The organism is Microbulbifer maximicatervae (SeqCode) (assembly GCF_052467385.1).
This window is the reverse complement of the sequence record NZ_CP174311.1, coordinates 1,786,185-1,803,381: the sequence shown is the minus strand read 5'-3', so window position 1 is coordinate 1,803,381 and position 17,197 is coordinate 1,786,185. Positions and strand designations below refer to the sequence as shown.

The window sequence follows — 17,197 nt, the reverse complement described above, 5'->3', positions numbered from 1 at the left end:
AATTCTCAGAAGAAGAGATACTATGGAAGCAAACCAGACTATTAGGGATCATATCGCCGCTTTGGGCGATTGGTTGGAAGAGCAGATTATCGGTCAAGAGAGATTGGTTAACCGATTGCTGATCGCCATGCTGGCCGATGGCCACCTTTTGGTGGAGGGAGCGCCAGGCCTGGCCAAAACCAAGGCCATTAAAACACTGGGCGAAGCTATTGAGGGTGACTTCCATCGCGTTCAATTTACGCCAGATCTGCTTCCGGCGGATATTACCGGCACCGACATTTACCGGCCGGAAACCGGAGAGTTCCATTTTCAACCAGGTCCAGTGTTTCACAACCTGATACTGGCCGATGAGATTAACCGCGCGCCAGCCAAAGTTCAGTCGGCGCTGCTCGAAGCTATGGCAGAACGGCAGATCAGTGTCGGCCGAAAAACTTATCCCCTTCCCCAGTTATTTTTGGTAATGGCTACCCAAAACCCTATTGAGCAGGAAGGGACTTATCCTCTGCCAGAGGCACAATTAGATAGATTCCTAATGCAGGTAAATCTTGCCTATCCCAATGCGGAGGCGGAAGCAAAAATCCTGCGCCTGGCCAGATCCGAGGCTAGCCTTGGCGAAAATCGCCCCACTGAAATTATCAGCCAAGAAACCATTCTTCAGGCGCGCAACCAAATTCTGGAAATGCAGATGGTTGAGGCCGTGGAAACCTATACTGTCCAACTTGTCATTGCTACTCGCGAGCCGGCGAAGTATGACAGCGAGCTGGCGTCATGGCTAGATTTTGGTGCAAGTCCGAGAGCAACAATTGCATTGGATCGCTGCGCGCGCGCTCACGCTTGGCTCGCCGGGCGCGATTATGTCACCCCAGATGATGTGATGAATGTCGCTCCCGATATTTTACGCCACCGACTCCTGTTGAGTTTTGAGGCGGAAGCGGCGGGAATTACTACCGACCAGGTAATTGAGCGATTACTTCAACAGGTGCCTGCGATCTGATGTCCGCTGAAGCATCCCCAACTGAGCTCGAACTGCGCGGGGCTTATCCCGAAGTAACGCCGTTGGTACAAATGCGCTACGCCGCACGGCAGTTGCAATTATTCAAACCGCGCCTGGCCCGCAGTGATCAGGCCGGCAGCCTGCTCACTCGCTACCGCGGCCGCGGCATGAATTTTGAGGAAGTGCGGAACTACCAGGCCGGCGATGATGTACGCTCCATTGACTGGCGCGTAACAGCTCGAACCGGCCAAACCCACACCAAACTTTACCAAGAGGAGCGCGAACGCCCGGTAGTTATCCTGTTGGATTTGCGCTCGCCGATGTTTTTTGGCAGCCAAAGAGCATTTAAATCGGTGACGGCAAGCGGCATCGCTGCGGCGCTGGGTTGGGCTGGTTTACAGCACAGCGATCGGATCGGGGCGCTACTTTTCTCCGACCGGGAAATAGACACAGTGCGCCCGCGCCGCAGCCACCACGCCGTACTTTCGATGATTCACAGTACGGTTGCCCGCGCTGCGGAACTGAGCAGCCCCGTCCCCGAACAGGGCAGCCAAACACTAAAAACATTGCTGGAGGAAGCGCGAAGAATCGCACGCCCTGGAAGTGCGCTCTTTTTAATCAGTGATTGCCATGATCTCGACGAGAGCTGCTCGCAGCCACTCTACCTTTTATCCCGTCATGCCGACCTGCAGGTGCTGAGGGTATCGGACCCGCTGGAGCAACATCTGCCCGGCCAATCCCTCACTATATCTGACGGTCGCCAGCGCACATTCCTTCATGCCGGCAATCGGCCGGTTCACGAACATTTTGCCGAAAAGCAAGCCCGAGCCCGCGCCGAGGTTGAACAACTGTGCCGACGTTATCGGCTGCCGTTGCTGGACTTTGATAACACCCAACCGCTTATTCCAGCACTGATGTCCGTCTACGGCTCGCGGCAAAGAAATAATGGCTGGCAAAATACGAGAAGGCCCAAGTAGTAATGAGTTTGAAAGTGCAGAAAAAGCTAGTCGCCAATGTTTTGGCGAACCAAGGAGCGAAGGCAAAACGCACTGGCAATTTAATTGAGGGCCAGTCGTGATAAAAGGAAGTCTTCTGGCAAAACAAATGCAATCCCCAACACCGCAAGCGCCTTCGCCCGAGGCCCAGGAATTGTTATCGCAACTCCGCGATATACAAGAGCCCAATGCGGTTAATTGGTGGCCACCCGCTCCAGGCTGGTGGATGTTGGCCGTATTAATTCTTGTCTGTGTGGCCGCCGCTGTCCTATGGTGGCGGCAGCGGCGCAAAAAAGTTGAACGCAATCGCTATCGTGTCGAAGCAGCTTCACTGCTCGCCGCAGTAAATACTGAGGAGGCGGATGCAGTACCAGAAATTAATGAAATACTTAAGCGAGTGGCAGTTACAACCTATAGCCGTACAGAGTGCGGCAATCTTATCGGCACAGCATGGGTCGAATTCCTGAAAAAGTCAGCCCCACTCGAGTGCCCCTCTGATGCGCAACAAGCACTCGTCGAAAACCTCTATCGCGGCAGCTGTGACCCAGACAAAAACCGAGTGCTACAGGAATATGCCATTTTATGGGTGAAGCAGCACGGACAACCCACAAAAAACAGCCCACAACACCAGGGCGGGGAGGCCGCGCATGTTTGAATTCGCCTGGCCATGGGTTTTCTTTTTAGCCCCATTCCCGCTACTCGCCCGCTGGCTGCTACCCCGCTCCAAACCCATGAGCAGCGCCCTGAAGGTACCATTTTATTCGGAGCTATCCCAACGCGGCGGCGGCGAACAAAGCAATCTGCTCAATCTGTTTTTGCTGATTCTGATCTGGCTGCTTTTAATTAGCGCCGCAGCCCGCCCCCGGTGGTATGGGGAGCCGATATCTCAACCCAGCAGCGCAAGGGATCTCCTTATTGCCGTAGATATTTCAGGCAGCATGGAAACGCCCGATATGGTAATTAATGGCCGACCGGCGATGCGTATCAATGCAGTAAAACAAGTGGTTGGTGACTTTGTTGAACGGCGCAAAGGTGACCGTTTGGGGCTGGTACTGTTTGGTACTCGCGCCTACCTGCAAGCCCCACTTACCTACGACAGAGAGACGGTAGAAACTCTACTAAAAGAGGCCCAGATCGGCTTTGCTGGACAGGGAACTGCCATCGGCGATGCCATTGGGTTATCGGTCAAACGCCTGACCCAACGCCCCGCAGAGCAACGCGTGCTGATACTCCTCACCGATGGCGCCAACACTGCGGGGGAAGTCTCCCCGCTCAAAGCTGCCGAGCTGGCACAACAAGCGGGCATTACGGTTTACACCATCGGTGTAGGTGCCGACGAAATGGTTCAACCTGGCCTTCTGGGGAGCCGTTTTGGCAGCCGTAGAATTAACCCTTCGCGAGATCTCGACAGCAAGACACTCAAGGAAATTGCCGACAAAACCGGAGGCCGCTATTTCCGCGCCCTCAATCCGCAGGAGCTGGCAGAAATCTATGCCGAACTGGATAAATTAGAACCTGTCGAACAAGAAGCGGAAAGTTACCGCCCCATGAAGTCCCTGTTCACCTGGCCCCTTAGTATCGCCCTACTGCTGGCTGGAATTTGGGCCCTGATTCCCCTGGCGAGCAATTTTCAGCTCCCTGCCAGACGAGAAGAGGTAAGTCGTAACAATGGAGGTCAAGCCCAGTGAATATGCTCGACCTAATCCAATCCTTCCACTTCCTGCGCCCTGGGGTTCTGTGGCTGCTAATTCCCGCAGCACTACTCTGTTGGGGGTTAGCAAAGATGGTGCTCAACAGCGCTCAACTGCAAAAGGTCATAGACCCAGATCTGCTGCCCCACCTTCTACTGCGCGGTGGCAGTAAAAGACCCTGGTTATTCGCATTAATATTTGCGCTGCTGGTCGCGATGATTATCGCTCTGGCCGGCCCTGCCTGGCGCAAGCTGCCAACCCCGGTGTACAGCAACCAGGATGCCCTGGTCATACTGCTAGACTTGTCACCGTCCATGATGGCGACAGATCTCTCACCCAATCGACTAACCCGCGCCCGCCTTAAAATTTTGGATATTTTGCGCCAGAGAAAAGACGGCCTCACCGCACTCGTCGCCTATGCTGGAGAAGCCCATGTCGTCACCCCTCTTACCGAGGACACGGCTACAATCGCCAATCTGGTACCCGCGTTATCGCCCTCAATCATGCCAGTCCCCGGCAGCAATATCGAAATGGCCGTCGATACCGGGATTCGCCTGTTAAAGGACGGAGCTGCTGGGCGCGGGCAATTACTTGCCGTTACCGACGGCATAGACTCAATGGCCGCCGATGAGGTCGCCAAAGCTCTATCCAACGCAAAAGTCGAGATGAGCATACTCGCCGTGGGCAGCGGCGAGGGCAGCCCCATCCCTAGGGGAAATACCGGTGGATTTGTGACCGATAGTAAAGGGGCCATCGTCATCTCCAATTTCAATGCCGCTGAGCTTCGCCAGCTCGCCCAGTCCAGCGGAGGGCGTTTTGCCAAAATTACGGTAAATGACAGCGATATCGACTATTTACTGCCTCAAACTGACAGCCCGCAACAAGCGCAGCTCACTGAAAGGGAGTTCGACCAATGGCGGGATGAAGGGCCGCTATTACTCCTTTTAATACTACCTTTTGCAGCCCTACTCTTCCGTCGGGGAGCTCTGGCATGCGCCCTGCCCTTACTGTTGCTAACTGGGATTTCAAGTGAAAGCCAGGCTATTGAGTGGCAGGATTTATGGCAACGCAAAGACCAGCAGGGCCAGCGCCTATTAGAAGAGGGACAGCCGGCAGAGGCCGCGCAAGAATTTCACAATCCCGAATGGAAAGGCACTGCCAACTATCGCGCAGGCAATTACGCAGAGGCCCAGGAAAATTTCGCCCAACGTAATAATTCACAGAGCTTGTACAATCTTGGCAACAGCCTGGTGCAACAGGGGGACTACGATAAAGCTATCGAAGCTTACGATGAAGCCCTGCAAAAGCAGCCCGAGTTTGCCGATGCCGAGCACAATCGGGAAATTGCTGAAAAGCTGAAAGAGTTGCAAGAAAAACAGCAGCAATCCCAACAGCAGTCCGGTGAACAACAGCAAAGCGAGCAGGAACAGAACCAGCAGGGCCAGCAGCAGAGCCAGGAACAACAGCAAAACCAAGAGCAGCAAGCTAAGAACAACGAACAGCAGTCCAGCGAGCAGCAACAACAGCGCAATAATCAACAGCCCTCTGGTTCACCAGAGTCCTCTGAGCAACAGCCTCAAGGTGAGGAGCAGCAGGGCTCCCAAGAAAAGGGCCAGGAAGAGCAGGAGAGCGAACAACAACAGCAAGGCGAACAACAGGGTGAAGAACAGCCGCAGCAAGGGGAATCGCAACCTACTGGCGCTGAAGAAAGCCCACTCGACCAGGAAACCCAACAAGCCCTGGACCAATGGCTCCGTCAAATTCCCGATGATCCAGCCGGCCTGATGCGCGAGAAGTTCAAATACGAGAGCCTGCAAAGGCGCCGTGCCTATCGCAGCGGAGAGTGGGAGCCACCGGAAAATGGGGCGACACAAAGATGGTAAAGAACAGTAGAGCAATGTCGCTGGATTCAAGGACACTGATTTCAAAAATGCCTATGGACGCAATCATTAACAACCGAATAAAACTTTGGAGCCTCCCACTCAGCCACGCCTTCGCTTTGCTACTTATTGCAATAGCACTTTGTCTGTCGACACCGGTTTTAGCAAGCGATCTCAGCGCAACGGTCGATAGAGATAAGATTGGAATTGATGAGACAGTCAATTTACGTGTGCGCTATTCAGGAGACAAAAGTGGTGGACAACCGGACTTTGACTTGTTGGAACAGGATTTCGATATTCTCTCACGCCAACAGTCCAACCAGTATCGCGTTATCAATGGCCGTGCAGAGAGTTTTGTCGAGTGGGTACTGGCGCTAGCCCCCAAACGGGAAGGCAAACTGTTTATCCCCTCTTTTAACTATCAAGGAGAGGTTTCCGATGCGGTTCCCGTCACGGTCACCGAGGCGCAAAGTGGACCTAACGGCGGTGAAAAGCAGGCTTTTCTGGAAGTAACACTCGACAAGGAAAAGGTCTATGTCCAAGAGCAACTGCTGGTAAAAATTCGCCTGTACACCACTATCGGCTTACACGATATCGCAACAGAACCTCTCAAGGTTGCCGGCGCTCATGCAGAAAAAGTCGATGAGCAGCGATATGAGCGCAAGCTCAATGATGTGAGCCATGCGGTTTACGAAGTTACCTACGCCGTTTTCCCTGATAGCTCAGGCAAGCTCAGCATCCCCGCACTAACCTACGTGGCCATCGCTGGGCGCAGGGACCCCTTCTCCCTATTTAATCGCAACAGCCAAAGGCTTCGACTTCGCTCCCAAGAGAAGCCTATCGAAGTGCTGCCAAAACCCGCTGACTACTCTGGCAGCCAATGGCTGCCCGCTGCCAGTCTCGGCATTGTTCAAAGCTGGAGCCAGGACCCGGACACCTTTGCCGTAGGCGAACCTATTACCCGAATTCTTACCGTACGTGCCGAAGGGCTCAGGGCCGCACAGTTGCCCCCACTTCCCAAACTCAACGTGGATGGCCTTAAAACTTACCCCGATCAACCGCAACAAGAAGACCAGGTTGGGCCCAACGGCGTTACCGGAAGCCGTATTGAGACAACCGCGATTGTGGCTACACAACCCGGGGACTACGAGCTTCCTCCCGTCACTGTGACCTGGTGGGATACAAAAAGCCAACGACAACGCACCACTCAACTACCGGCATTCCGCTTCTCAGTTTCCGGTACTGCTGCTGCAGTAACCAGCGACAATGAAACCAGTGCTAAAGTACCTCAGTCAGCTACACCCACCGAACAAGTCGGTACTGTGAGCCATTTTTGGCGCAACCTGGCTATTATCGCGATTGCCTCTCACTTACTGTGGGTCCTGTACTTTTTCTTTCAGAGGCGCAAACCCGCCCAGCAAATACCGAGCAACCACACCCAGGCTCCCGACTTACAACGTGAAACCCGTGCCCTTAAAAAAGCTCTGGAGAGTGAGAACCCCATCCATATCCAGCAAGCCACTTTAAAGTGGCTTACTGCAAAGTGGCCGCAAGTAAATGGTAAGAGCTTGGCTGAGACCGCGAGGCAACTGAACATCCCCGAGCTGGATCAGCTCCAAGCAGTTCTGGACGCCGCTATTTACAAGTCACCGGCTAGTCCTTTGGACATCAATAAGGTGAAAGCAATAGTCGACTTACTAGTGAACGCGAAACCTGAAAGTGAACCCAGTGAAACGGATAGCGCCCTGCCCTCACTGTTCTCTTAACAGGAGCCACTTCAAATCAAACAGGGAAAGGTTGGCCTTCACCGCCTATGGGTAAGGCCAATTCCTGTGTATTCGAGCAGTTTAAGAGGTACTTTAAATAGAATCAGGAAAAAGTTTGTGTAGATATGATTTTCTTTGCAAGCCCTAACAATTTCCAGGTTTTGATGAATCCGCCCCCAAACGCCCTGGGAACTAACACCCCCTTCACGCATTTTCACAATGCATTTTGGCAAGCGCCTGAAGCTGATTTTATCCCGATAAAGAAAACGAGCTAGCAATTCAAAATCTGCCGCAACACGGTAGTTGGTTTTATATAAACCTAGCTTTTTGTAACAGTCTCGCCGCACAAAAAATGTAGGATGGGGTGGCATCCAGCCCCAGCGAAATTTAGACACCCTAAATTTACTGGAGCCATAAAAACGCACTCTTTGGCTTAAGTTGTTGCGAGCCACAATCTCCAGATCTGCATAGACAGATTGGGCTCCCGAAACCAAAAATTCATTAACAACATTTGAAATTACACGATTATCAGAATAGACATCATCAGAGTTAATAGTGCCGACTATATCGCCAGACGCCATGCATATGCCTTTATTCATAGCATCATAAATACCCGAGTCTTTTTCAGACACAACTGCCGCGACTTGGTCTTTAAACTCAGATATTATCTCTAGCGTGCCATCAGTAGAGCCACCATCAATAATTATATGCTCAATATTTGCATAATCTTGAGCCAACACGGATAGTATTGTGTCGCGAATGGTGTCAGCACTATTTAGACAAACCGTTATCAGGCTTATTTTTATCACAAAAATTCTCAAGTTGTCGTTTCGTGAAAAGTAAAACCTCTTCTGAGAACTTTAGTACAAATTACAATGTCTGACATTCGATCAACATAAAATACTTCTATACCAGTCGTATGTTTTCTTTAACCCTACCCCCAAGGAAGTCTGGGAAGCCCACCCCAACTTCGATAGCTTTGAGGTGTCTAGCAACTTCCGCGGCACACCATCAGGCATTGACCTGTCAAATGTAATATTTCCCTCAAACCCAATGATCTCGGCGATTAAATAAGCCAGCTCCTTAACAGTACAATCCACCCCAGTACCCACATTTAGGTGGGAGCACATAGGCTCTGTCACGGATCGATATACTCGATCTTCCAAACCCATTACAAACACCAACGCATCAACCATATCCTCTACATACAGAAATTCTCGTCGAACATCACCACTCCCCCAAACCCTGACATTCTGCACCCCTTCATTTTTGGCCTTATGGAAACGATGTATTAATGCAGGGATAGCGTGTGAATTTGCAGAGTCAAAGTTGTCATGTGGACCATAAAGGTTTGTCGGCATAACACTGCGATAGTTACGTCCATACTGCCTTGAGTACGACTCGCATAACTTAATTCCGGCAATCTTGGCAATAGCGTAAGGCTCGTTAGTCGCCTCCAACCTGCCCCCAAGCAGGTCCTGCTCCCGTATCGGTTGGGGGGAATCCCTTGGATAAATACAAGACGACCCAATAAACAGCAAATTTTGGATATCGGCCTTGTGAGCCTGATGGATTACATTGCACTGAATCATCAGATTCTGGTAAATAAAATCAGCTGGGAGCTTGCTATTCGCCAATATGCCCCCCACCTTTGCCGCAGCCAAATAAACAGTATCAATCGACTCCGAATTAAAAAAATCAGAAACAGCATCAGCATCTGTCAAGTCCAGCGAATCTCGAGGGCAGGTAATGACTTCACAGTTTTTTACCGGTTTCAGCCTCTGAATTAATGCCGAACCAACCATGCCCCGATGACCTGCGACAAAAACTCTCTGGGAGTATTTCACTACCTACTCCTCAAAAATAGGCTCAGTGCGATAACCATTCCCAGCCAACAACAAATTCCGCTTCGCTTCCCTCAAATCATACTTAACCATCTCCCCAACTAAATCTTTCAAGGTTGTTTTAGGTGCCCACCCCAGCTCTTGCCGAGCCAATGAGGCGTCACCTACTAGTGACACCACTTCTGTCGGGCGAAAATAACGAGAGTCCACTTTAACAATTACATCTCCACACTTAACTGCTGGAGCATCTTCTCCCACAATTGAAGCAACAACACCTACCTCTTTCTGCCCCTCTCCATGAAACTCTACCTCTATCCCCAACTCTTGAGCACAATTACGAACAAAATCTCGAACGGAGTATTGCAGCCCTGTAGAGATGATAAAATCCCTAGGACTTTCTTGCTGCAACATCAACCATTGCATTTCAACATAGTCTCTAGCATGGCCCCAGTCCCTCAGTGCATTCAGCTCCCCCAAATACAGGCACCGCTCTAAACCTTGGGCAACATTTGCCAAACCCCGGCTTATCTTTCGAGTAACAAAAGTTTCACCACGCCGTGATGACTCGTGATTAAATAAGATTCCATTGCAAGCATATAAGCCATAGGCCTCGCGGAAATTGACCACGGTCCAATAAGCAAACAACTTTGCAATTGAGTATGGAGAGCGAGGGTAAAAAGGAGTGTTTTCATTCTGAGGGGAAACTTTGGCAGCACCATAAAGCTCCGATGTTGAGGCTTGATAAAACCTGGTTTTATCCAACCCCAGAAGACGCATCCCCTCAAGTATTCTGAGGGTTCCAAGCCCGTTCACATTTGCAGTATATTCAGGGCATTCAAAACTGACCGCAACATGAGACTGAGCACCCAAATTATAGATTTCATCAGGCCGCACCTCCTGAAGAATTCGGGTCAAATTATTCGTATCGGTAAGGTCTCCATAGTGAAGAAAAAACCTTCTACTATCATCTTGCGGCCCTTGGTACAAGTGATCTATGCGGCTCGTATTAAATGAAGAGGACCTTCTTTTAACCCCATGAACCTCGTACCCTTTCGCCAATAAAAATTCAGCTAAATAAGAACCATCCTGGCCTGTTACACCCGTTATTAATGCTTTTTTCATGTCTCAGCCTGTTAGAATTATTGGTATACAAGCTCACCTCTTCACAATCAATACCGCCCAAACATTTACAAAGATCAATGTCGCTCAGGTTTCGCCCCTAACATCAAGCGAGCCATCTCCCGTATTTCAACCCCCCACAACCTTATCTGAACGAAAGTTGCCATCAATCTATAACCAATATAAATTTCCCTTTTCCTCCAAAAAAATACGACCACCCTTACCGGCGGAAGAAGGGTATATAGAATCAGCTTAATCCTCCCTACCCCTTGAGAGAGGAAAAACTGCCCTCCCTTTATCCGCCTTGCTTTTGTCGCTACAGATTGCCAGGAACATCTAACTCGATGATGGACAAAAGCGGATTTCAGAAATAAGACTTGGTGCCCTTTCACCCTCAACCTTCTGCAAAACTCAAAATCACCACTCGAAAAGAAATTCTCACTAAAGCCGCCAAACTTCAGAAACAAAAACCGATCAACTACCATATTCGCTGTAGCCGCAACTCCTGCAGATACGTAAACTTCTTGTGGTATCCCTCTCATAAAGTCATAGACTTCATAGATATTGGAAAATCCATATTGCTTTTGACTTCGCACATCACCGGCAAATAACTTTACACTCCCTCCCCAACACCCGATCGCCCTATCAATTCCAGCTATCCACTTTGAATCCGGCAGGCAATCAGCATCCGTAAATATAAGCCAATCTCCTTCAGCTAACTCTGCCCCTTTGTTTCTTGCCGCATAAGACCCAGGCTTTTTGCACTTTCCTGTCTTAATCTGAAAACTCCCCCCCCCTAAAAAGGACGGAGAATTCCCGTCATTTGATATCAGTACAAGCTCAAAAAGGTCTTTTGAAATGACTTGAGACTCCAAGCAACAAACCAACTCCTCAATAAAGTGCCACTGCTGATAGACCGGAACAATCACGGAAAATTTAACCCGCATAGCAACACCAATTGCAGATATTGTTAGACATTTGAATCATCACGCACTGACTAAACGATTAGCACAACACTTGGAATTAGCAACCTTCAGCAACAGTTGCCAAGCAGGATCGGCAGTCTTTTCAACATATTGATATAAAAGGAACTGGTAAAAACTATGATAGCTTTCAGAGTAAGGCGGGTCTTAAGTGGTTAAATTTATACAGCAGATACTGATAGAAAAATGCTTTCGGTTAAATTTTAACTCAACTTCTACGCGCACTACTCAACCTAATAACAGAAAATTCCAATACAAAACAAGCGCTGAGCAGTAGATAACCAAACTTTAATGGACTGAAAGCATACTTCGAAGAGCTTAGGCCGCCAGTAAAAATCTCAGGGGCAAACACTAAGTCAAGCGCAACTCGAAAAGTTGTAACCTCAAAAGAGAGACTGAAGAGCCTTCTAACAGCTAGGACAGCCGATTCCAACACCTTCAAAGTAGTACTTGCCACCTGACTCAAGAGAACTCTATCCCCCTTGTACCCGCAGCCTGCTGAAGGCTATTGGCCAAATCCATATTTAAATACAACTGATTATTGCTATCAACCAGACCTAAACCGAAAAGGATCAACCAAAATAGCCCCCAACCACTTCACTTGCAGCTCCACATTAGATGTCACCACCGGGGCATTAGTAAAAACTCTTCAACACCGGAGATAACTTGGGAGTATTAAGTATATATTCTACCCCGGTAATGATTGGCATATGGGCAGCCAACTCCGTCAAAAACCAGGACCTTAGCAGATGATAGGGCATGAATTATTATGGATAACTACTGGGATACTTAATATATTCGAAAAAGATGTTTGAAGCCTGCATGAAGAAAGAATACCACTTCTCGGCCATTTACCCATCATAGATGGCTGACCAAATCATTAGTAACTATCTAATACAATAAAGTATGATCAAACAGAATTTGAGATTGCTCATTACGCAAGAAAAGATTTGCAGAAGCAATCTCGAAAAAATACACGGTAGCAAAATCAATCTACCGGTCAAGCAAAGATCACCTTTCCAATATCGAGAGGGTATCTTTAGCAGCCCGCCCCCAAGAAAACTGCCCCGCCCTAACAAGTGCACACTTCTGCAATTCTCTAACAATTGAGATATCTTCAGAAAGACTTTTTAAAGCTTGAGCTATAGCCTCAGGCGCCTCAGGATCAATCAAGAAAGCCCCATCACCACCAACCTCTTTCATCGCTCCACGATTGGAGGTGAGTACAGGCGTTCCCTGACTAAAAGCTTCAACGATGGGGAGACCAAAACCCTCGTACAATGAGGGGATCAATAGGGCCCTGGCATTTCTATAAAGCTCTGCCAACTTATAGTCCTCAACATACCCAAGAACCTCCACATATCCCTCAAGCCCCAGTTCTGAAACTATCTCATCAACCTCAACCCCACCCCAACCTTTACCGCCACAAACTTTAAGAGGAAGAGGATTATCAACCAAGTTGATATATCTTTTAAATGCATAAAGGAGGCGGTTTAAATTTTTACGCGGTTCCAACGTACCCACAAATAAGAAATAGTCCCCTAAAACTACAGGAACACCACCCCCACCTAGGAATGGAGCTTCCTGTATCACGCTAACTTTACCTTCGCAGTGATCAAAAAACTCTACCAACTCCAGCATCGTACTTTCAGAAACAGCAATTACTGAGTCAGCTAACCTCAATGTAGGAGGCATCAGCAAACTTTCAAGCAGCCACCCAAGTCGAGACATGGTCTGAGGAAAGTTCCGCCAAACAAGATCATGAATAGTTACTACTTTCGTAATATTTGTTGGCAAAAAAACTGGTAGGTGATGGCGGGGAGACCAGAAAACTTCAACTCGATCACGTCGAGCCCAGATTGGAAAAACAACTTGCGCAAACGGCGAGCTCATACTTCCCCACGGGACATTGCCACACCGTACGGTAACATTGTCTAAGCCCGAGAAATCTCTCAACAGTGGTGCGTGACTATAAAGATACCATTCATGATCACTTTTAAACATGCGCTCGAGCAAAGCATATGTATAGCGACCAATTCCAGTTGTTACTGCCGCAAGAGGCCGAGCATCCACAGCTATTCTAGCCACCACTAGCCACCCCTCTCTCCTCCAACACCTCCTCATATAACCGCTGATAAGAGGTAGCCATCCTCTCTGCCGTGAATAGCCTTTTAAAGCGGCGTTTCCCCGCTAACCCCATTGAAAAAGCAACACCGGGCTCACACCATAACTTACACATGGCATTCTTTAACTCATCTACATCAGCGGCTTTCACTACATATCCTGTCTCACCATGTGAGTTCACATAGCTTGTTCCCGTACCTATCTCACATGATATTAGAGGTCTACCACTCATCAACCCCTCTAGCAGAGTCACCCCGAATGCTTCAGAGCGAAGATGAGACGGAAAGACCACTGCTCGACAAAGTGAAAAAAGGGCCATTTTCTCCGCTTCACTGACAAATCCAGCGAAAACTACATTTTTAGCTCCCAAACGTTTTGCTAGCGCCATGAGGCGATCCATCTCAGGACCCCTACCCGCTATCACAACACGATATGGCTGACCGACAGCAGCCCTAACTAGGTAATCGAGGCCTTTATAATAACGAAGCACACCAACAAAAAGCATGAAGTCCCTGCCAAACCTTGACTCAACTGACTCAATGGTCTGACTGTCCGGACAGGGATAGTTGCTTTCAGAAATACCAAGCGGTATTACTTCCACCTTATCGGAGTATGCTGAGAGTACCTTGCTTGTATTCGCATATGCTCTAGACGTCGCTACGATCCGATCTGCGCGGCGGAGAAAATAATTCATCAAAGGACGGTAAATCGCCCCAAGAAAGCGCTGGCGAATTATATCCGAGTGATATGTAACAACTAAGGGTCGAGATCGTCCAGCAAGCAAATAACTTACATCACCAAATGGCCAAGGGAAATGGAAGTGGAGAATGTCCGGAGTCTTTTGAAAAAGTCTCGGCAACAAGCCCAGCCCAACGCAGCATGAAGCAATAGAAAACCAGCGCCGCATAGCTTCATATTTAACCCCCAAAAAAACACCGCCATACATCGGAGTCCTAGACAGGGTCAGCACTTCGCCGTCCGTATTGCGAGCAAGTTCAAATATAACCTGCTCAACTCCCCCTTGACTTTCGGGAAAAAATGTTCTGTAGCACTGTAAGACCTTGGCCGAGCTATCCAATGAATTACCTCTCGTGTCTAGCCCAATAAATATGTGTGAGCTGCTTAACGCCCCAGCATCTAGATGACTGGCCAGCCGTAGCACGTCAGCAACAACAGGGTACTGTTTTAACTAAAAATCTTGTATATTTAGCTGTTTGGTAAAGACTAACAACTAGTAGCGACTATGACAACGGTCACTACTGATATAGGTAGAGGCCAGTTTTCTGGTGGCGTAAGACCTATCAACAATGAGCTCATCAATCAGATGTTAAAGAATTACTTGAGCATTGTCTGGGTTCGCGGAGTTGGCGCTCTGAAAGCGGATTCAGAAAACTCTTACCTAGGCTCCATATGGTGGGTGCTAGAACCTGTCCTGTTGACTGCATTATTTTATGTTGCTTTTTCAAGCGGATTACGAGGTGGACATTCAGGCTCAAATTTTGTTTTTTTTCTAGTTTGCGCGCTTATTCCTTTCAAGTGGACTTCGTCATCTATCACTATTAGCGGCACTTCGATAAGTAACAATAAAGGGATACTCAACCAGTTTTACTTGCCTAAATGGATATTTCCCTCCTCTGTCAACCTGTCAATGCTATTACGGTTTTTAATTGTACTACCTATTCTCGCTATGTTTTGCGCACTCAACGGCTTCAAACCAAATATCTATTGGCTGCAGCTCATTCCATTAATAGTCTGTCAACTTTTCGTAAACCTTGGGTTTAGCTATGTCGCTGCAGCCATAGTTCCTTTGATTCCAGATGTAAGGAATATTATAAGCTTGGGCATGACCGCAATACTGTTCTCATCTGGTATTTTTTTTGATGTAAACAGCCGCCCCGAGCATATACAGGACATTTTACGATTAAACCCGTTTGTAACAATATTCGATAGTTATCGAGCCATATTACTCAGAGGAGAGTTACTGGATGCGGAACTACTAATTTATCCATACCTATTCTCTTTCTGCGCATTCATTCTGGGCATTTTAATCTTAAAGAAATTTGACCGATTTTATCCAAGGACGCTCCTGTGACAGATAGGGTAATAACATTTGAAAATGTAGGTGTTAAGCTTAAACGCAGCTTAAGTCCATTTGCAAAAAAACAGCAGGTCCTGCATGAAATAAATTTTGACCTAATAAAAGGGGAGACTTTGGGCATAGTTGGTCATAATGGGGCAGGCAAGTCTACCCTTTTGAAATTGCTGGCAGGCATTATTGACCCAGACTGCGGAAAAATTACTAAAGCCAGACACATAAGATCTCAATTGCTGTCTCTAAATTTAGGGTTCAATAAAAAGCTCAGCGGTTACGACAACACTATAATTTCGTTAGTAACTCAAGGAATGAAAATATCGGAAGCGAAGTCCCAGGCATCTAGTATCGCAAAATTCGGTGAGATAGAACACCTAATGGAGCAGCCCGCTGGCACATACTCTGCGGGGGAGCGGGCAAGGCTATCTTTTTCAATCGCTATGCATACCGCACCCGAAATCCTCTTACTGGACGAGGTCCTAGGTGTTGGCGACCAGAGGTTTCGAGAGCGTTCATATAATGAACTTACGAAAAGAATCAAGTCCAATCAAACAGTAGTGCTAGTATCCCACTCAACAAACACACTACGAAAACTTTGCAATAGGCTTATATGGATAGATAAAGGGCAAATCAAAATGTCAGGATCGGTTGAGGCTGTACTAGAATGTTACTCTCAAGAAGTAGCCCATTCATGAAAGTTATTTTGCATATTGGCTCCGATAAAACTGGAACAACAACCATTCAAAATACTCTTTCGTCCAATCAAGACATCCTCAAAGAAAAGGAAGTGATTTATCCAAAAATTGGAACGTTTGTACATCATGAATTATTAGTAGAGGAGCTTCTAGCTGGAAAGCAAGGCCCTGCCTGGCAAAGGCTCCGATCAGCACTTAACAGTAACTCAAAATGTTTAGTTATTAGCTCTGAGAAATTGTGCACTCTTAAAAGGCAAGAAATAGCGTTACTCAAAAAGTGGCTTGCTAATCATGAGGTCAGTATAGTCGCATATATCCGAAGTGCAGACCAATATCTAGAGTCTGGCATAATGCAACAACTTAAAAGCAGCAAGTCAAGACAAGATTTTTTCCGCTTGTATCGGGCCGTGAAATGGGTTCCAGCTATCATCAATCCTTTTGTCTACTGGTCGGCATTAAAACCAAAGTTTGTATTTTGCTGGGCAAAAGTATTCGGAAAAGAGAATATGATAGTCCGCCCTTATTGCAGTGAGCAATGGATAGGTCACTCATTGATTTCCGATTTCATGCAAGCTATTGGTTTACGCGACCTAACTAGCAAACTGGATTATTCAGGAAAAAAACGAAATATAACTCCAAATATCTACACAGTTTTTGCAATGTGTGCGTTCTCAAGATCTAGCCACCCCCCTTTACGTCACCAATTTTCAGAGCTAATGGTTTCGAAATTTGACCAAAAAATGGCGCACCCTATAAGTAGCTTTCAAAAAAGATGTCTTGCTGAGGCTATATCGCGCCCAATTTTTAGAAAAATTTCACAAGATTTTAAGTGCCCACTCCCAACCAAGAAGCCCATCCCAAAAGGCTTTGCGCCTCCTGAATCAAAAATTATAGAAGAGGCCCAACACCTACTAACTGAATTTACTATTCACCAAAAGAAGCGGTTAGATATATTAAGTAAGAAACTCAGCACCCAAAAAGACGCCAACACTCAAACTTCAGATACCCCCTAAA

Annotated in this window: 15 protein-coding genes; 9 read left to right on the top strand and 6 right to left on the bottom strand. The window is 47.8% G+C overall.

The features are described 5' to 3' along the window. Positions 1 to 22 precede the first annotated feature (22 nt). The 6 genes from ACJJIR_RS07840 to ACJJIR_RS07815 all read left to right on the top strand — a co-directional run bounded on the left by ACJJIR_RS07840 (position 23) and on the right by ACJJIR_RS07815 (position 7,326). Positions 23 to 994 carry an AAA family ATPase gene (locus tag ACJJIR_RS07840; protein ID WP_282932305.1) on the top strand — a complete coding sequence of 324 codons (972 nt, stop codon included), beginning with the start codon at positions 23 to 25 and terminating at the stop codon, positions 992 to 994. Further along, positions 994 to 1,971: a DUF58 domain-containing protein gene (locus ACJJIR_RS07835; protein ID WP_444907919.1), complete on the top strand. Its 978-nt coding sequence runs from the start codon at positions 994 to 996 to the stop codon at positions 1,969 to 1,971. The genes ACJJIR_RS07840 and ACJJIR_RS07835 overlap by 1 nt, the downstream gene beginning before the upstream one ends. Before the next feature lie 127 nt (positions 1,972 to 2,098). Beyond that, complete coding sequence (locus ACJJIR_RS07830) at positions 2,099 to 2,644, top strand: DUF4381 domain-containing protein (RefSeq protein WP_444907918.1); 546 nt, start codon at positions 2,099 to 2,101, stop codon at positions 2,642 to 2,644. Beyond that, positions 2,637 to 3,677, top strand: a complete 1,041-nt coding sequence (locus ACJJIR_RS07825) for a vWA domain-containing protein (protein ID WP_444907917.1) — start codon at positions 2,637 to 2,639, stop codon at positions 3,675 to 3,677. Before ACJJIR_RS07830 ends, ACJJIR_RS07825 begins: the two co-directional genes overlap by 8 nt. Positions 3,678 to 3,679: 2 nt before the next feature. Beyond that, positions 3,680 to 5,563: a VWA domain-containing protein gene (locus ACJJIR_RS07820; RefSeq protein ID WP_444908410.1), complete on the top strand. Its 1,884-nt coding sequence runs from the start codon at positions 3,680 to 3,682 to the stop codon at positions 5,561 to 5,563. Beyond that, on the top strand, positions 5,557 to 7,326 hold the full coding sequence (locus tag ACJJIR_RS07815) for a BatD family protein (RefSeq protein ID WP_444907916.1): 1,770 nt from the start codon (positions 5,557 to 5,559) through the stop codon (positions 7,324 to 7,326). The genes ACJJIR_RS07820 and ACJJIR_RS07815 overlap by 7 nt, the downstream gene beginning before the upstream one ends. Positions 7,327 to 7,364: 38 nt before the next feature. Here ACJJIR_RS07815 and ACJJIR_RS07810 read toward each other — a convergent pair whose 3' ends face one another. From ACJJIR_RS07810 to ACJJIR_RS07785, 6 genes are all read right to left on the bottom strand, one after another. After that, complete coding sequence (locus tag ACJJIR_RS07810) at positions 7,365 to 8,135, bottom strand: glycosyltransferase family 2 protein (protein ID WP_444907915.1); 771 nt, start codon at positions 8,133 to 8,135, stop codon at positions 7,365 to 7,367. Between the two features lie 81 nt (positions 8,136 to 8,216). Further along, entirely contained in the window at positions 8,217 to 9,173 is a 957-nt protein-coding gene (locus ACJJIR_RS07805; protein WP_444907914.1) for a GDP-L-fucose synthase family protein, read from the bottom strand. A gap of 3 nt (positions 9,174 to 9,176) precedes the next feature. After that, the gene (gmd, locus tag ACJJIR_RS07800) at positions 9,177 to 10,292 is read right to left on the bottom strand and encodes a GDP-mannose 4,6-dehydratase (RefSeq protein WP_444907913.1); all 1,116 of its coding nucleotides are present in this window, start codon (positions 10,290 to 10,292) and stop codon (positions 9,177 to 9,179) included. Positions 10,293 to 10,366: 74 nt separating this feature from the next. Beyond that, positions 10,367 to 11,236, bottom strand: coding sequence for a glycosyltransferase family 2 protein (locus tag ACJJIR_RS07795; RefSeq protein ID WP_444907912.1), 870 nt, complete (start codon positions 11,234 to 11,236; stop codon positions 10,367 to 10,369). Positions 11,237 to 12,283: 1,047 nt separating this feature from the next. Continuing rightward, the gene (locus ACJJIR_RS07790) at positions 12,284 to 13,360 is read right to left on the bottom strand and encodes a glycosyltransferase family 4 protein (protein ID WP_444907911.1); all 1,077 of its coding nucleotides are present in this window, start codon (positions 13,358 to 13,360) and stop codon (positions 12,284 to 12,286) included. Next, the gene (locus ACJJIR_RS07785) at positions 13,353 to 14,474 is read right to left on the bottom strand and encodes a glycosyltransferase (RefSeq protein ID WP_444907910.1); all 1,122 of its coding nucleotides are present in this window, start codon (positions 14,472 to 14,474) and stop codon (positions 13,353 to 13,355) included. The genes ACJJIR_RS07790 and ACJJIR_RS07785 overlap by 8 nt, the downstream gene beginning before the upstream one ends. A 165-nt stretch (positions 14,475 to 14,639) precedes the next feature. Between ACJJIR_RS07785 and ACJJIR_RS07780 the strand changes: the two genes are divergently transcribed. Genes ACJJIR_RS07780 through ACJJIR_RS07770 form a run of 3 tightly spaced genes read left to right on the top strand, consistent with a single transcriptional unit; the run spans position 14,640 to position 17,196 of the window. Continuing rightward, the gene (locus tag ACJJIR_RS07780; RefSeq protein ID WP_444907909.1) at positions 14,640 to 15,488 is read left to right on the top strand and encodes an ABC transporter permease; all 849 of its coding nucleotides are present in this window, start codon (positions 14,640 to 14,642) and stop codon (positions 15,486 to 15,488) included. Continuing rightward, positions 15,485 to 16,183 (top strand): ABC transporter ATP-binding protein, encoded by a 699-nt coding sequence (locus ACJJIR_RS07775; RefSeq protein ID WP_444907908.1) that lies wholly within the window; start codon positions 15,485 to 15,487, stop codon positions 16,181 to 16,183. The genes ACJJIR_RS07780 and ACJJIR_RS07775 overlap by 4 nt, the downstream gene beginning before the upstream one ends. Then, the gene (locus ACJJIR_RS07770; protein ID WP_444907907.1) at positions 16,180 to 17,196 is read left to right on the top strand and encodes a hypothetical protein; all 1,017 of its coding nucleotides are present in this window, start codon (positions 16,180 to 16,182) and stop codon (positions 17,194 to 17,196) included. The genes ACJJIR_RS07775 and ACJJIR_RS07770 overlap by 4 nt, the downstream gene beginning before the upstream one ends. The last annotated feature ends 1 nt before the right edge of the window (position 17,197 follow it).

Coding starts and splice junctions, on each gene's coding strand:
- gmd (WP_444907913.1), bottom strand. CDS start 10,292: ATGAAAAAAGCATTAATAACGGGTGTAACAGGCCAGGATGGTTCTTAT.
- ACJJIR_RS07770 (WP_444907907.1), top strand. CDS start 16,180: ATGAAAGTTATTTTGCATATTGGCTCCGATAAAACTGGAACAACAACC.
- ACJJIR_RS07815 (WP_444907916.1), top strand. CDS start 5,557: ATGGTAAAGAACAGTAGAGCAATGTCGCTGGATTCAAGGACACTGATT.
- ACJJIR_RS07840 (WP_282932305.1), top strand. CDS start 23: ATGGAAGCAAACCAGACTATTAGGGATCATATCGCCGCTTTGGGCGAT.
- ACJJIR_RS07780 (WP_444907909.1), top strand. CDS start 14,640: ATGACAACGGTCACTACTGATATAGGTAGAGGCCAGTTTTCTGGTGGC.
- ACJJIR_RS07795 (WP_444907912.1), bottom strand. CDS start 11,236: ATGCGGGTTAAATTTTCCGTGATTGTTCCGGTCTATCAGCAGTGGCAC.
- ACJJIR_RS07835 (WP_444907919.1), top strand. CDS start 994: ATGTCCGCTGAAGCATCCCCAACTGAGCTCGAACTGCGCGGGGCTTAT.
- ACJJIR_RS07830 (WP_444907918.1), top strand. CDS start 2,099: ATGCAATCCCCAACACCGCAAGCGCCTTCGCCCGAGGCCCAGGAATTG.
- ACJJIR_RS07825 (WP_444907917.1), top strand. CDS start 2,637: ATGTTTGAATTCGCCTGGCCATGGGTTTTCTTTTTAGCCCCATTCCCG.
- ACJJIR_RS07820 (WP_444908410.1), top strand. CDS start 3,680: ATGCTCGACCTAATCCAATCCTTCCACTTCCTGCGCCCTGGGGTTCTG.